Origin of the sequence: Verrucosispora sp. WMMA2044 (genome assembly GCF_027497155.1) — a bacterium.
In the GTDB taxonomy this organism is placed as follows: Bacteria; Actinomycetota; Actinomycetes; order Mycobacteriales; family Micromonosporaceae; genus Micromonospora; species Micromonospora palythoicola.
This window is the reverse complement of sequence record NZ_CP114913.1, coordinates 5,923,662-5,939,332: the sequence shown is the minus strand read 5'-3', so window position 1 is coordinate 5,939,332 and position 15,671 is coordinate 5,923,662. Positions and strand designations below refer to the sequence as shown.

8 protein-coding genes and 1 pseudogene are annotated in these 15,671 nt (G+C 71.7%); 4 read left to right on the top strand and 5 right to left on the bottom strand.

The genetic code is table 11. The annotated features are described in order from the left end of the window. Positions 1-64 precede the first annotated feature (64 nt). Together O3597_RS26870 and O3597_RS26865 are read left to right on the top strand one after the other, a co-directional pair. The gene (locus O3597_RS26870; protein ID WP_281602783.1) at positions 65-2,977 is read left to right on the top strand and encodes a glycosyl hydrolase; all 2,913 of its coding nucleotides are present in this window, start codon (positions 65-67) and stop codon (positions 2,975-2,977) included. A gap of 72 nt (positions 2,978-3,049) precedes the next feature. Then, the gene (locus O3597_RS26865) at positions 3,050-4,135 is read left to right on the top strand and encodes a PHP domain-containing protein (protein WP_164449575.1); all 1,086 of its coding nucleotides are present in this window, start codon (positions 3,050-3,052) and stop codon (positions 4,133-4,135) included. On the opposite strand, the pseudogene O3597_RS26860 reads toward O3597_RS26865, so the two are convergent. After that, positions 4,024-5,139 (bottom strand): annotated as a pseudogene (locus O3597_RS26860) (DMT family transporter); the annotation flags it as partial. The gene O3597_RS26865 and the pseudogene O3597_RS26860 overlap by 112 nt on opposite strands. 117 nt (positions 5,140-5,256) lie before the next feature. On the opposite strand from O3597_RS26860, the gene O3597_RS26855 reads away from it, so the two are divergent. After that, positions 5,257-5,856, top strand: coding sequence for a Uma2 family endonuclease (locus O3597_RS26855; protein ID WP_281602781.1), 600 nt, complete (start codon positions 5,257-5,259; stop codon positions 5,854-5,856). Between the two features lie 49 nt (positions 5,857-5,905). Continuing rightward, a complete protein-coding gene (locus tag O3597_RS26850) occupies positions 5,906-7,576 on the top strand; it encodes a DUF885 domain-containing protein (RefSeq protein ID WP_281602780.1) in 1,671 nt (556 codons plus the stop codon). Between the two features lie 50 nt (positions 7,577-7,626). Here O3597_RS26850 and O3597_RS26845 read toward each other — a convergent pair whose 3' ends face one another. The 4 genes from O3597_RS26845 to O3597_RS26830 all read right to left on the bottom strand — a co-directional run bounded on the left by O3597_RS26845 (position 7,627) and on the right by O3597_RS26830 (position 15,603). Beyond that, on the bottom strand, positions 7,627-8,766 hold the full coding sequence (locus tag O3597_RS26845; RefSeq protein ID WP_281602779.1) for a DUF3068 domain-containing protein: 1,140 nt from the start codon (positions 8,764-8,766) through the stop codon (positions 7,627-7,629). 68 nt (positions 8,767-8,834) lie between these two features. After that, entirely contained in the window at positions 8,835-9,656 is an 822-nt protein-coding gene (locus O3597_RS26840) for a class I SAM-dependent methyltransferase (RefSeq protein WP_216592806.1), read from the bottom strand. Next, positions 9,653-13,939, bottom strand: a complete 4,287-nt coding sequence (locus O3597_RS26835) for an alpha-(1->3)-arabinofuranosyltransferase (RefSeq protein ID WP_281602778.1) — start codon at positions 13,937-13,939, stop codon at positions 9,653-9,655. The genes O3597_RS26840 and O3597_RS26835 overlap by 4 nt, the downstream gene beginning before the upstream one ends. Then, on the bottom strand, positions 13,936-15,603 hold the full coding sequence (locus tag O3597_RS26830) for a substrate-binding domain-containing protein (protein ID WP_281602777.1): 1,668 nt from the start codon (positions 15,601-15,603) through the stop codon (positions 13,936-13,938). Before O3597_RS26830 ends, O3597_RS26835 begins: the two co-directional genes overlap by 4 nt. Positions 15,604-15,671 lie beyond the last annotated feature (68 nt).

Here is a 15,671-nt window from a genome sequence, read left to right as displayed (position 1 = left end):
GTTCACAATCCCGACGAAGCGTGCGCCGACCGGCGCGGCCGGGCCGGCACGCGTTGGAGGAAAGATGAGACCTCCCGTCCCACGCCGCCCCCACCATCGAATCCTGGCCGCCACCGCCGCCGCGACCCTGGTCCTCGGCGGACTGGCCGTCATCGCCGGCTCCGCGGCGCAGGCCGCGCCGGTCGGTGCCGGCAGCTACACCACCACTGCGGTCGGCCCGCTTCCCGGCGGCTGCGGCACCATCGCCAACAACCCCCGGCAGTACGTCACCGCCGCCGCGCCATCGGGGGCCGTACCCACAAACGACTGGTGGTCGTCGCTGCTGTGGAAGCGGCTGAACTGCACCTTCAGCGAGCCCCTGCACGCGCATCCGGCGTCCTACCAACCCGTCACCGACGGGCTGGGCTTCTCCGCCACCTCGACTCCCGCCATCTCCGGCACCGCCACCGGGGTGGGCGAGTTCAAGTACCCGTACGTCGAGGACATCCGGGTCGGTGTGGCTGGCCTGGCCGCCCCCAACGCGCTGGTGGACGGTTGGACGGACTGGACGGTCACCCCGTACTGGAGTGACGGGGCGCGGACGATGCGCGCCACCATCGGCCACGGGTTGCCGCTTGCGTACTTCCGCACCAGCGGCGGCGACGCGGTGATCAACGCGACCGGCGGCAGCCCCACGGTCTGGTCCAACAACGGCAGCAGCATCGGCTTCACCGTGCGCGGCCACGACTACGTGGCGTACGCGCCGGCCGGCGCGACCTGGACCGTCAGCGGCAGCCGGATCAGCTCCAACCTCGCCGGGCGCGGCTACTTCACCGTCGCACTGCTGCCGGCCACCGGTGGCGGCACCGCCCGTACCCAGCTCGCCAACACCTACGGTCAGTACGCGCACGCCCACGTCACCGGCACCCGGGTCAGCTACAGCTACAACGCGGCGACCAGCCGGGTGGAGACCCGGTACACCTTCACCACCACGCCCCGCGAGGGCACCGAGACGCGGACCGTGGTCAGCCTCTACCCGCACCAGTGGCGGGCGCTGACCGGGGCCACCACGATCACACCGACCTACCCGTCCGCCCGGGGCCGGATGAAGGTGGTCACCGGCGTCGGTGAGTTCCGCACCTCGATGCGGTTCAACGGGGTACTGCCCGAGCTGCCCGCCGTCGCCACCGGAACCGGCGCCGACCTGACCACGCTGCGGCAGCACCTGGCGGCGGTGCGGGCCAACCCGATGGACCAGCGCGGCAACGACACCTACTGGACCGGCAAGGGACTCGGCCGGGCGGCCCGCATCGCCGAGATCGCCGACCTGGTCGGCGACAGCGAGACCCGCACCTCGGCGCTGAACGCCATCCGCGCCACCCTCAACGACTGGCTCACCGCCTCGTCCGGCGAGACCCAACGGCTGTTCTACTACGACCAGCGGTGGGGAACGCTCATCGGCTACCCGGCGTCGTACGGCTCCGACCAGGAACTCAACGACCACCACTTCCACTACGGCTACTACATCGCCGCCGCCGCCACGCTCGCCAAGTTCGACCCGAACTGGGCCCGGCAGGACCAGTACGGCGGCATGATCGACCTGCTCATCCGGGACGCGAACAACTACGACCGGTCGGACACCCGCTTCCCGTACCTGCGCGACTTCGACATCTACGCCGGGCACGACTGGGCCTCCGGGCACGGCGCGTTCGCCAGCGGCAACAACCAGGAGTCGTCGTCGGAGGGGATGAACTTCGCCAACGCCCTGATCCAGTGGGGACAGGTCACCGGCAACACCGCGGTACGCGACGCCGGCATCTACCTCTACACCACCCAGGCCGCGGCGATCCACGAGTACTGGTTCGACGTCACCGGCGAGAACTTCCCCACCGAGTTCGGACACTCCAACGTGGGCATGGTCTGGGGTGACGGCGGCGCGTACGCCACCTGGTTCAGCGCCGAGCCCGAGATGATCCAGGGCATCAACCTGCTGCCGATCACCGGTGGGCACCTCTACCTTGGCCAGCACCCGAACTACAACTCGGTGAAGTACGCCGAACTGGTCCGCAACAACGGCGGCGAGCCGACCGTGTGGCAGGACATCCACTGGCAGTTCCTCGCCCTCGGTGACGCCGACGCGGCGCTGGCCAAGCTGCGGGCCAACCCCGGCTACACCCCGGAGGAGGGCGAGAGCAGGGCGCACACCTTCCACTGGGTCCGCAACCTGGCCGCCCTCGGCCGGGTCGACACCGGGATCACCGCCGACCACCCGCTGGCCGCCGTGTTCAACCGCAACGGCGCCCGGACGTACGTGGCCAGCAACATCTCCGGTTCGCCGCTGACCGTACGGTTCTCCGACGGCACACAGCTGACCGTGGCGGCCGGGCGCACCACCACGAGTGGGGCGCACACCTGGAGCGGAGGCAGCGGCGGCGGGGGTACGCCACCGAGCCCGACGCCGACGCCGACGCCGACGTCCACCCCGACGCCGACCCCTACGCCCACTCCCACGCCGACCGACCCGCCGTCCAGCTCACCGGTGCGCTACCTGTTGTCCGGTGGCGGTCTGGGTGCCTCCGGCAGCGCCGGCACGACCAGCGTGAGCAGCGCTGGCGGCGCGAACCACGACGGCACGCCGCGCAACCCGGTGGTCTTCACCGCGACCGGGCTCAACCTCGACCACAACGGTGGGCAGACCGCGTTCGACCTGTTCCTGGACGCCGGCACGGCGGTCGGCAACGGGGTGCAGGCCCGCGTCTCGTACGACCTGACCGGTGACGGCAGTTGGGAGCGGGTGGAGACGTACCGCTACTTCGCCACCGACCCGGTGCCGGGCTGGGAGCACTACACCCAGGCCGCCGGACTGCACTCCAGCAGCGGTTCCCTCGGCAACCTGCGGAGTGGCACCGTCCGGGTGGAGGTGTGGTCCGCCATCGGCAACAACTCCACCACCCTCGGTGTCGGGAACCGCTCCCTGGTGCGGCTGCCGTACGCCTGATCCCGCACCCTGATCCGCCCCGCGCCGCCGGTCGTACCGCGACCGGCGGCGCGGCCGCGTAGGTTTGCCGACATGAGCGAGCGCCAGCGAGCGAACCAGCAGCGGGACCCCATCGCCGACCTGCGCCGGATCGCCTTCCTGCTGGAGCGGGCGAACGAGGCCACCTATCGGGTCCGCGCCTTCCGTTCGGCGGCGAAGGCGCTGGCCGCGCTGCCGGCCGAGGAGGTGGCCGAGCGGGCCCGGACCGGCAAGCTCACCGAGCTGGCCGGGGTCGGCGACGTCACCGCTCGCTGCGTGGCCGAGTCGCTGGCCGGGGAGGAGCCGGTCTACCTGCGCCGGCTGGTCGCCACCGAGGGCAGCGACCTGGACGCCGAGGCCACCGCCCTGCGTACCGCCCTGCGCGGCGACTGCCACACCCACTCCGACTGGTCCGACGGTGGGTCACCGATCGAGGAGATGGCGCTGGCCGCCGTGGAGCTGGGCCACGAGTACCTGGTGCTGACCGACCATTCGCCCCGGCTGAAGGTGGCCCGGGGACTCACCGCGGACCGGCTGCGCCGCCAGCTCGACCACGTGGCCCGGCTCAACGAGGCGCTGCCGGAGGGGTTCCGCATCCTCACCGGCATCGAGGTCGACATCCTCGCCGACGGTTCGCTCGACCAGGACGAGGAGTTGCTGGCCCGGCTGGACGTGGTGGTCGGGTCGGTGCACAGCGGGCTGAACGACGACCGGGCGAAGATGACCCGGAGGATGCTGACCGCCGTCGCCAATCCGCACCTGGACATCCTCGGCCACTGCACGGGTCGGATGGTCTCGTCGCGTCCGGCCGGAGTGACCGGGCCGGGCGACCGGGGGCACCGCGCCCGGACCCGGGCCGAGAGTGACTTCGACGCCGACGCCGTCTTCGCCGCCTGCGTGGCACACGACACCGCCGTGGAAATCAACTCACGGCCGGAGCGGCAGGACCCGCCGAAGCGGTTGATCCGGCGGGCGCTGGAGGCCGGTTGCCGGTTCGCCATCAGCACCGACGCGCACGCTCCGGGCCAGTTGGACTGGCAGCGCTTCGGCTGCGAGCGGGCCGCCCGGTGCGGAGTCCCCGCCGATCGCGTGGTCAACACGTGGACGGCCGACGAACTGGTCGCCTGGGCGCGCGCCTGACCGCCCCGCTGACCCGCGTTCGGTCAGCGGGTGGCGGGCTCGACGAGCGGTGCCGTCGGGGCGCCCACCCCCGGCGCGACCCGGCGACGCCGACGGCCGAGCAGGCCCTGCGACACGGCCACGCCGAGCAGCACGATCAGCGCTCCGACCGGCTGGTGCCAGGTGAGCCGCTCGCCGAGCACGACGGCACCGATGAGTACCGCGAACACCGGAATCAGGTACGTCACGGTGGAGGCGGTGGTCGCGCCCACGATCCGGATGTTCCGCAGGTGGATCACGAAGGCGAGCCCGGTGCCGAGCGCGCCCAGCGCCAGCACGGCCGCGAGCACCCGCGGCGACAGCGCGGTCGGCAGCGGCGGCGCACCGGCCACCACCGGTGCCACGATCGCAAGCTGGGCCGCCGCGACGATCAGCTGCGCCGCCGACAGGGACAGCCCCGACAGGGTGCTGCCGGCGATGAACTTCTTCTGGTACGGGATGGCCAGGCCGTAGCAGGCGGCAGCACCGAAGCACATCAGCTGGCCGACGAAGTGCGCACCGCCGATGCCCTGCCAGACGCCGAGCACCACCATCACCCCGGTGAAGCCGAGCCCCAGCCCGACCGCACCGCGTGCGGTCAGCCGCTCGGTGCGGAACACCAGCACCGCCAGCGGCAGCACGACAAGCGGAGTGGTCGCGTTCCAGATGCCGGCGAGCATCGACTCGACCCGCTGCTCGCCGTAGCCGAACAGGGTGAACGGCAGCGCCACCCCGAAAGCGGCGATCACCGTCAGGTGACCCCAGACCCGCGGATCGCGCGGTAGCCGGTCACGCAGCACGGCGAGCACCACCAGCAGGGTCAGCGCGCCGGAGCCGACCCGGTAGAGGGTGAGGTGCAGCGGGTGCAGCTCGGCCACCCCGACCTTGATGAAGAGAAAGCTGGAACCCCAGATCGCGGCGAGGGCGACGAAGCCGGGCAGCCAGCTCCGCAACGCCGGTCGGTCAGGGGTGAAGTCGCCTGTCACCCCTGACACTCTGCCGCCGGGGTACGACATTGTCCTGCGGTTTTCGGCCGTCGTGTCGCGCGCCACAGAAACCACCTACATTTGTAGAGCGTTGACCGACCGAGGAGGTGTAACACCATGGCGATGCCGATCCGCTTCGACCCGCTCGTCGACCTCGACGGCATGTGGACGACCCAGCTCGCCGACCGCTACCTCCCGTTGCCTGAGCTACCCGATGCGCGATACGAGTGCATCGACGGGAGGTTGGTCATGACGCCCGCCGAGGTCGGCACGAACAGCTACGGCGAAATGAAGCTCGCCCGGCTGATCTCACCCTCTGCCGAGGCCCACGGCTTCTACGTCTTCGGGCAGGTGAACCTGACCTTCTCCGCGCAGCGGTGGATCCAGCCGGACCTCACCGTGCTGCACGCGTTGCCGAAGACCGACGAGGAGGATCGCTGGATCCCGGCCCACCTGTGCACCATGGCCGTGGAGTTCGTCTCCCCCGGCAGCCGCCGGCAGGACTTCGTCGACAAACCGATGCGCTGCGCCGAGGGAGGGGTGCCCTACTTCATGCGGGTGGAGATCTCGCGCCGGCTGCGGCACGTCGCGGTGGAGCTGTTCACCCTCGGCAAGTTCGGCGGCTACGACACGCTCGCCAAGGCGGTGAGCGGCGACCGGCTCCGCGCCGACGAGCCGTTCCCGATCGACTTCGACCCGGCCGACCTGCTGCCCTGACCGGTTCGGCGGCACCACCTCGACGCCCACCTCGCGTAGGGTGCGCAGCGTGGGAAGAATCGACGATCTGGCCGACCGCTACGTCGCCGAGTGGGCGGCGCTGAGCCCGACCGGCGCCACCTATGTCGGCATCGCCGGCCATGACGACAAGTTCGACGACCTGTCACCGGACGGGTACGCCGCGCGCGCCGAGTTGGCCCGACGCACCCTGGCCGAGCTCGGCACCATCGAGCCGGAGACGGAGGCCGAGCGCACCGCGCGCGAGGCGATGCAGGAGCGTCTCGGTCTCGAACTGGACCTGTACGACGCCGGCGAGACCACCAGCGAGGTCAGCGTCATCACCAGCGGGCTGCACGAGATCCGGATGGTCTTCGACCTGATGCCCACCGACGGGGAGCAGGCACGGGCCAACCTGGCCGCCCGGCTGAACCTCTTCCCGCACGCGTTGGAGGAGTACAAGACCACGTTGCGCGAGGCGGCGGCCGCCGGGCGGGTCAGCTCGCGGACCCAGCTGATCGAGGTGGCCAAGCAGTGCGACGTCTGGGTCGATCCGGACGGTGACAACGTCTTCCACGGGCTTGTCGAACGGCTGGGCGAGGAGGGTAGCCTCGGCTCCGAGCTGCGTCGCGGTGCGGCGGCGGCCACGGCGGCGACCGCCGAGTTCGGCCAGTTCCTGCGCACCGAGCTGGCCCCGCACGGGCGGGAGAAGCAAGCCGCCGGCCGCGAGCGCTACGAGATGGCCTCCCAGTACTTCCTCGGTGCCCGGATCGACCTCGACGAGACGTACGCCTGGGGGTTCGCCGAGTTGGCCCGGTTGGAGGCCGACATGCGGACGGTGGCCGCACAGATCGCCGGTCCGAGCGCCACCATCGACGAGGCCGTGGCGACGTTGGACGCCGACCCGGCGCGCACCATCCGGGGTCGGGACGCGTTCCGCGACTGGATGCAGGAGTTGGCCGAGCAGGCGATCAGCGACCTCCACGGCACCCATTTCGACATCCCCGAGCAGGTCCGGCGGATCGAGTGCATGATCGCGCCGACCAGCGACGGCTCGATCTACTACACCGGCCCGAGCGAGGACTTCACCCGGCCGGGTCGGATGTGGTGGGCGGTGCCGCAGGGTCTGACGGACTTCTCCACCTGGCGGGAGGTGACCACCGTCTACCACGAGGGGGTCCCCGGTCATCACCTCCAGATCGGCCAGACCGCAGTCCGGGCCGATCTGCTCAACCGCTGGCAGCGGCTGCTCTGCTGGGTCTCCGGGCACGGCGAGGGTTGGGCGTTATACGCCGAGCGGTTGATGGAGGAGTTGGGCTACCTGGACGACCCGGGCAACCGGCTCGGCATGCTGGACGGCCAGGCGCTGCGGGCGGCCCGGGTCATCGTGGACATCGGCATGCACCTGGAGCTGGAGATTCCCAAGGACAACCCGTTCGACTTCCACCCTGGTGAGCGCTGGACCCCGGAGCTTGGTTGGGAGTTCCTGCGGGCGCACTGCCGGGTGCCGGACGAGATACTGCGCTTCGAGCTGAACCGGTACCTGGGTTGGCCCGGGCAGGCACCGTCGTACAAGGTGGGCGAGCGGATCTGGCTTCAGGCGCGGGAGGACGCGAAGGCCCGCAAGGGCGCCGACTTCGATCTGCGGGAGTTCCATCGGCAGGCACTCGACCTCGGCGGGCTCGGTCTCGACCCGCTGCGCCGTGCCCTGGCCCGACTCTGACACCGCGGGGCGGACCTTGACAGGCCCGCCCCGCGACGTCACTTCTGGTGCTACTGCTTCTCCGACTCGCCCTGTGCCGACCGCTGGCTCGGCACCGTGGACTCCTCGGACTTCCAGTTGGTCGAGGCGGGCGGGATCTCGTCGGTCAACGGCCCGGCCTCCCGCGCGTCGTCCCGCACCGGCGGCTGGTCGACGCGGGTCGGTGCCGGGTCCACGGCGGCGTGCCTGGCCACGGTGGCCGGCGTACGGCTACGGGAAACCAGCAGCCCGACCAGGATCAGCACCAGGCCCAGCACGGCGAGCCCGAGCGGCGCGAACACACCGAGGATGTTGAGCTGGTTCCGGCTCTCCTTGGCCCGGTCCACCGAGGACGCCACAGTCTCCTCGTTGTAGGAGAAGTCGGCGTCGAGCAGCGTCACCGGGGTGCCCGTGTTCGGCACGAGCACCTTCTTCTGCTGCTCCCGGACCTTCAGGTAGGAACCGGTGACCGGGTCCACCCAGACCGTACGGGTGTTGCTGTAGACGACGTCACCCGACGTGGAGCCGGGGGCGAGCGCACCGAGGAGCAGTCCCACCCGGTCGGTGGCCAACGGCAGCTTCTCGTCGGTGATGACCTGCTCGTACCGGTACGCCTCGACGCCGTTGATGTCCTCGGTGCCCTTGAACTCGGCCATCCGGGTCTGCCGCAGATCCCGGTCGAAGACCTCGTAATTGTCCTGCGCCGAGTCGAACGGGAACTTGTAGACCTGACCGGCGAAGGCGACCTTCTCCGGCGTGCCGCTCTCGTCGAGGAACTGCTCGTTCCAATCCACAGCCGCGGCGGAGACCCGATCCAGTGCCAGTTCGGCACCGTACGCACTGACCAGTTCCTTGGAGTCGGTCCGCTCGACGGTCTGGCCGACCCGCCAGACCACCGCGTCACCGGCGAGGTCACCGCTGAGCGCCGCGGTCTTGACACGCTCCGGAGTGACCTGGACGGTTGACCTCAGGTCACCCCGGTTGATGGCGACCGCGCCGTTGGTGATCTGTAGGAACGTCGCCCCTTTTGCCTCGGCTACCGACGTCGACGAATCGAGGTCGTAGGGCAGTTTGGTCATCGCAGGCTTGACGACGAACACCAACCCGGCGGCCAGCGCCAGGAGCAGGACGCCGCCGCCGAACAGCACGGCACCCACGGCGCGGTGCTTCATGTTTCCTCCCTGAGGAGCTCAATATCGTCGATGTCAATCAGTGGGATGGCCGCGAGGTTACTACCAAGTCACATAGCCACGCGACCCCCGGTCAGCTCTGATTTCTCCACCGCACCGGGCTGCCGTTCACCGGCCCTGCGCAGTACGAGCACGAAGTTCCACGCCGCCACCTCGCGAACGCCGGGCACCCGGATCACCCACCGCGCCCACCACGGGTGATAACGCGGCAACGCGTCCAGCACCTCGACGTCACCGTTGCCCCTGGCCCAACGCAGCGTGTCCGAGATCGAGACCGGGAAAAGCGTCTCCCGGTAGCGGTTCTTGGGCGGCCGTCCCATCCGCCGCTCGTAGCGACGGCGGGCCCGGTTGCCGCCGAGGTAGTGCCAGGGCGCCGTCTCGTGGCCGCCCCACGGCGACAACCAGGGGGTGTACGACACGAAGATGAGCCCGCCGGGCCGGGTCACCCGCACCATCTCGTCGAGCATCCGGGGTGGCTCGGCGACGTGTTCGACGACGTTCGAGGAGAACGCCACGTCCACGCTGCCGCTACGGATCGGCAGCGCCGTGCCGCTGCCCCGCAACATTCCCGCCACCGACTCGCCGGCCGCGGAGAAGTCCCCGACGTCCGGATCCAGCCCGAGGTAGCGGGCACCGGCAGCTCGGAAGGCGGCCGCGAAGTATCCCGGGCCGCCGCCCACGTCGAGCAGTGTCCGGCCGGCCAGCTCGGCGTAGCCGGACACCTGACGTACCGAGTCGGCGGCCAGCAGGCCGTAGAAGTGGTCGGGGTCGGTCTGCTCCACCAGGAACGCCCGGAACAGGGCCACCGACCGGCGCAGCGAGGCGAAACGGCGTCGCTCCGCCCGCCGCGTACGGTCGTCCGCTGCCGTCACCGCGCCACCGTCCCGTCCTCTTCCTCACCCCGGCCGACAGCCACGTCCGGCGGCCCACCGGACGTGCCCGGCGTCACATCATCCGGGACGACTGGTCCGGGGCGTACACCGGGGACCGGCACGACCGCGGCGACCACCGCACCGATCGCGACCAGCATCGCCGCCTGCACCCACGACCGGTAGGCCCAGTCCTGTCCGTGCCCCTGCAGCCGACCGGCCACGGCGGTCACGGTGGCCACGGTCAGCCCGCCGAGCACCACCACCGGCAGCGCGCGTACCGCCAGTTGTCGCAGCAGCATCGCGGCCAGCACGATGGCCACCGGAAGCACCCCGCCCAACGCGGCGAGCAACACCACCAGCAGCACCCCGATCACCCAGGCGGGAGCCTCCGCCGCGATGGCGTCCGCCGCGTCCCCGCCCGGCACCGCGGCGTCCCCGTCGGTCGTCGTCCGGCGGCGCGCCGGCCAAGCGGCCAGCACCAGCACGGCCGCCACCGCCACCGCGCCGGCCGCCAGACCGCCCCGGTACGCCCGGTCGGGGGCGAAGACGAGCCGGACCTCACCGCCGGCGCCGGCCGGCAGCACCCAGGCCTGCTGCCACCCGTCCACCCGGGAACTGGCCAGCGTCTCCCCGTCGAGAGTGGCCGTCCAGCCGGCGTTGGCGTTCTCCGGCACCACCAGCAACGCCTGTTCACCGGCGGCGACCCGGACCGTCCGGTCGGTCGCCGCCCAGTCGAGCACCGTCACCTCCCGGTGCCGGGGTGCGGGGCGCGCGTCGCTGTCCGGCCGCAGGGTCGCGTCCTGGACCACGAAACCCGCCGACGGCGTGGTGGCCAGCCGCTGTCCGCCCGCCGGCAGGTCCAGCACCGCACCGTCCTCGCCGCAGATGTCGACCGGCACCGGCCGTCCGGCCAGCACGTCCGCCAGGCTGGCCGCGACCGAGGTGTCGTACCGGAAACCGGCAAGCTCGACTGTCGGTCCGTCACCGCAGCGCTCCACCACCCGGGTCTCGGTGTCGACCGGGCTCAGCAGGCTCGCCAGCGCCGGGATCTCCACCTCCGCGATGCCGGCCGTGGCAGGCCAGCCGTTGCCCCGCAGATCCGCCAGCCGGTGCTCGGTCTCCCGCACCACGATCTCGAGCCGGTCGGTACGCACCGCCGGGAAGCGGACCGTTCCGTCGGCCTCGACCGGCACCCGCACCTCGCGGCCGGGCGTGTGGATCTCCACCTGTCGTGGCAGCGATCCGATCGGCAACTCGCTCCCCCGCAGCCGCAACCGGTCGATACGACGCTCGCCGGACCAGCGCAGCGTCAGGGTTGGACGCAGGTCTCCGGTGCCGGCCAGCCAGGCCGTTCCCGGGTCACCGTCGATCGCCGCGTACGCGGCGACCGCCGGGTCGCCGCTCAGCCGGGACGACGAAGCCGCCCGTACCTTCGTACCGGAAAGCGTCAGCTCACCACCCGGCCTCGGCACCGCCGACAGCTCCAACCGGTACGTGCCGGCGGCCGGGTTGCGGAACAACCGGTCCAGGCCCAGTGGTTCCTCACCGGCCCGGGCGAGGAACCGGTCGCAACGGATCACCGTGCCGTCGGGCCGGGTGGCCGCCCCACCGGAGCCACCGGCGGGCACCGACTCCGGGCTGGTCTGCTGCGCCGGATAGCACGCCGGGCGGTCCGCCGGCCCACGGCTGAACGCCCAACTGACCGGCGTCGACAGGTCGTCCGGCAGATCCGCCGGGGCCCGCAGCGCGCGGCGTGGTTCGGTGTCCGGGATGGACAACTCCTCGATGCCGACGGCCCCGTCGAGGCGGCCGCCGGCCACCGACAGCACCGTCACCCGGATCCGGCTGGTGGGGCCGGGCAGCGTGTAGTACGAGTGACCGCCCAGCGTGGGCGCCACCTCATGATCGACCGAGCCGCGGTCCGTGGTGAGCCGGAACCGTTGCACCGGCCAGCCCACCGCCAGGTCGCTCACGAACGCGAGTCGCACGCTGTCGACCTGGCGAGGGGTGTCCAGATCCACCTGGAGCCACTGTTCGACCGGCCCGACCAACGGCGCGGAGTGCCAGGCCGTGGCCCGCTCCCCGTCGATGGCGGCGAACGGCAGGTGCGACGGGTCGGCCGGGCCGAAGCTGTCCACGAAGCTCGCGGCCGAGGACGCCGTCACCTCACGGATGCCCTGGTAGGTCGCGGTCGTCTGGTGCTGCTCGCCAGGGAAGGGCAGCACGTCGAGGGCGACCCGGCGCTGCCGTCCCGCCTCGTTCGCGGTCAACGTCTGGGAGAGGTTGTCCCGGACCCGGCCGATGTCGCGCTCCCGGCGGCGTAGACCGTCCGTGACGATCCACCGGTCGCCCACCGCATCGTCCGGGGACGCGGTCCGATCACCGGCGAGCAAAACGGGTCGGTCCCGTTCCACCACCCCCTGTTCGAGCAGGGGAAGCAGTGACTCCGGACCACCGCTGACCGTCGGCACGTCGGCGGTCAGCACCGCCGAGGCTGTCGGGACCGGGCGCCGCACCTCGTACACCTCGATCGCCGGTGAGGCACCGGCACCGTCGTCCACCGGGCTGCCGAGGGTCCGGGACAGTGCCTCGGTGGTGCCGAAGGTGGCCACCCGGGCGATGCCGGGCGAGTCGGCCAACGCCCGACGCAGCACCGTCACCGGCGGCGCGTCAACCTGGGTCCGGTCGATGTCGTTACGCAGCACCAGGTGCCGGAAGCCGGAGCGGGCGAGCAGGTCGGCCAGGCCGGCCGAACCCCGGCCGCTGGCCAGCACCTCCTCGACGGCGTCCATCATCCGGGTGTTGCCCGCCGACCCCAGCGGGATCTGGTTGCGGACCGCCCACGGTGCCTCGGCCAGCGCCTGCAACGGCTCGTCGACCGTGCGGCCCCAGTCGTACTGACCGAAGCCGGAGCCGGGCACCACCAGCGTGCGGGCCAGCGCATCGCGGTCGGCCAGCCAGGTCGCCGCCGATCGCCAGTGCGGCGGCAGGTCGGACCAGCCGGGGCCGGGACGCAACAGGCCCAGCCAGGCCGGTGCGGCGGCACCCAGCACGAGCAGCAGCACCGGTACGAAGACCAGCGGACGCAGCCGGATCCCGGGCCGACGGCGGGCCAGGGCGTGATGCATCCGGGTGGCCACCGCGTCGACACCGTGCGCGAAACCGAGCATCAGCGGCAGCCGCAGCACCGGGTCGAGCTTGTGCACGTTGCGGAACGGTGCCAACGGGCCGTCCAGCAGATCACGGACCAGCTCGGAGAGCGGACTGTCGACCGCCCCGACGTAACCGATGGTGAGCAGGGTCAGCCCGGTGAGGAACCCGGTCACCAGGAAGCGCCGCTGCGGCAGCAGGTTGCCGGCCAGCCCGGCCAGCCCGATCAGCGCCACCACCGCGGTCAGCGCCATCAGCACCGGATGGTCGATCAGCAGCCAGCCCGCCGGCCACCACGGCTCGCCCTGCACGATGTACGCGACCCACTGGTTGGTGCCGCGTACCGCCTGGAACAGGGAGGCCACCGCGGTGGTCGTGGTGGACGACTCGATGTAGTCGAGGAAGGGGAGGCTGTACTGGCCGAGCAGCAGCAGCGGCACGATCCACCACAGGCAGACCCCGACGACGCAGGCGCACCACCAGGCGACCAGCCGTACGTGCTGCGCGTCCCACCGTCGGGTGAGCAACCAGACGCCGGGCAGCAGCAGCGCCATCAGCACCACCGCCGCGTTGATCCCGCCCATGCCGAGCACGGCCAGGGCGGAGAGCGCCGCCGCCCGGCGCGGAGAACCGATCCGGCGTACGGTCACCAGCGGCAGCAGCACCCAGGGCAGCATCGAGGCGGCCAGTGCCTCCGAGGAGAGCGCGCCGACCTCGGTGAGGATCCGCGGGGCCAGCGCGTAGCCGAGCGCCGCCGCGTACCGCGTCGGTTCGGTGCCGATGTGCAGCGCCCGGGCCAGCCGCAGCAGCCCGTAGAAGGCGGCGACCAGCAGCAGTGTCGTCCACAGCCGCTGCGTGATCCAGGGCGGTACCGCCAGCCACTGCCCGGCGGCGAAGAACGGTCCCATCGGGAACAGGTAGCCGTACGCCTGGTTCTGCAACTCACCCGAGGTGGCTTCCGGGTTCCACAGGTGCAGCGCCCGGGCCATGAAGTGGATCGGGTTCGCGGCCAGGTCGAGTTTCGTGTCGAAGGTGACCTGACCGGGCCGCTGGCCGAAGGCGATCGCGGTGAGCAGCAGCAGCGACAGCACCGTGCCGGGCGAGCGGCGCAGCCGCGCCGGAATTCCCCTCATCGGCGGCACTCCGGTGGCAGGCAGCTCAGGTCGGCCAGTGCGGAGAAGAAGATGCGCCGCATCCCGCCCGGCTGCTCGGTGACGAAAACCCGTCCGCCGGTGACCTTCGTGATGGCCTTCAGCTCCTCCGGGTCGATGTCCGTGCCCAGACCGATGAAGATGATCGGCAAGGGGCGGCGTGGTTCCTGCAACCGCTTGAGTTCGGCCAGGAAGTCGGCGCGGCCGATGCTGTCGTCGTCCTCGTTGCGCCCGTCGGTCATCACCAGCACCAGGTTGATCCGGCCCGGCGTCCAGTTGCGGCGCGCATCGCGGTACGCGGCCAGCGTGCTGTCGTACAGCCCGGTGCCGCCCTGCGGCTTGACCCGGATCTCGGCCAACGCCTCGGTCAACCGTTTGCGCTGGCTACCCAGTGGGCGTACCGGCAGGATCTCGCGGTGGTCCCGGTCGCCGTCGACCTTGGTGGAGAAGGCCCAGATGCCGAGTTCGCTGTTGTCCAGCAGCAGCGCCGCCCCCTCCCGAGCGGCCCGCACCGTGGCGTCGAGTCGGGTGCCACCGGCGGGTACCGGCGCGGCCATCGAACCGGAGATGTCCAGCAGGGTGAGAATCCGGGCGCTGCGCTGCACGCCGCTCCAACCGGTCAACACGTCGCTGACCGTCTGCTCGGCGGGCAGCGGCACCGGCCGGCGTTCCTCGGCCCGCAGCCGGTCGTCCCCCGGCATGGCCGGCGGGAAACCGGCCGCGGTCCGGAAACCGTAACCGGCGAACACCTCCCGGGCCTCGCCGGTCAGCAACGTGTCGAGGAACGCGCCGGCGGCGTCGCGGGCGCGTCCCTGCGCGGCGGGCAGCACCACGTACGGCAGGTCCAGCCAGGGCACGTCGACCTCCGGGTACGCCGCCACCAGCTTGCCGCTGGCCGCCAGGGCGTTGTGTTCCAGCACCGCCTGTTCGCTGGCGGCGACGACGCTCACCCGGCCGGGCAGGTCCTGGTTCGGGGTCAACGAGCTGGCTTCCTCGCCCGGGCTGAAGGTCCGCTCGGCGAGCCGACGCAACGTGGCCGCCACTGTCGCGGCCGAGTCCCGGTTGTCGTCGGCCAGTGCACGGGCGCCGAGCAGGGCGCCGACCCCGGCCGGGTCGGCCGCCGGATCGGGCAGCCCGACCTGGACCGCTTTCGCCCGGGTACCCAGGAGCGACGCCCAGTTCAGCGGCTTGTCCGGCCAACCGGATCGCCGTGCGACCCGGTCGGTGACGGCCAGCACCACCGGAGTGCTCGCCACCGACGTGCCCTGTCCGGGCACCTCGAAAGCACCAGCGGCACGGGCCCGGCGCAGCCAGAACGTCGACTCCGGCAGCCACGCGTCGGCCACGTCGGCGTCGTCGGCGAGTTCCCGAGCGACCGCCACCGACGGTCGGGCCCGCACCTCGACGGAGACGCACGGTTGGCTTCCGGCGTTGGCTCGGGCCACCCGGTCGAGGGCCGGGGCGATCACCGGAGCGGCCACCACCCGGAGCCGGACCTGTTCGACGCAGGTCGGGGTGCCCCGATCGGCCCGGATGTACGACACCGCCGCCCAGCCGGCAAGCAGCAGCGCAAGGGCGGCACTGAGCAGCACCACCGGCGAACAGCGGGACAGGACGCGCGCCGGCGCGGGACGGTCGGCAACCACCGCCGCCTCACCTCCTCGTCACGCCTGCGGACGATGTCCCGCCGCAGGTCACAACACCTGCCGCGACG

Coding starts and splice junctions, on each gene's coding strand:
- O3597_RS26835 (WP_281602778.1), bottom strand. CDS start 13,939: ATGAGGGGAATTCCGGCGCGGCTGCGCCGCTCGCCCGGCACGGTGCTG.
- O3597_RS26870 (WP_281602783.1), top strand. CDS start 65: ATGAGACCTCCCGTCCCACGCCGCCCCCACCATCGAATCCTGGCCGCC.
- O3597_RS26855 (WP_281602781.1), top strand. CDS start 5,257: ATGGCGATGCCGATCCGCTTCGACCCGCTCGTCGACCTCGACGGCATG.
- O3597_RS26865 (WP_164449575.1), top strand. CDS start 3,050: ATGAGCGAGCGCCAGCGAGCGAACCAGCAGCGGGACCCCATCGCCGAC.
- O3597_RS26845 (WP_281602779.1), bottom strand. CDS start 8,766: ATGAAGCACCGCGCCGTGGGTGCCGTGCTGTTCGGCGGCGGCGTCCTG.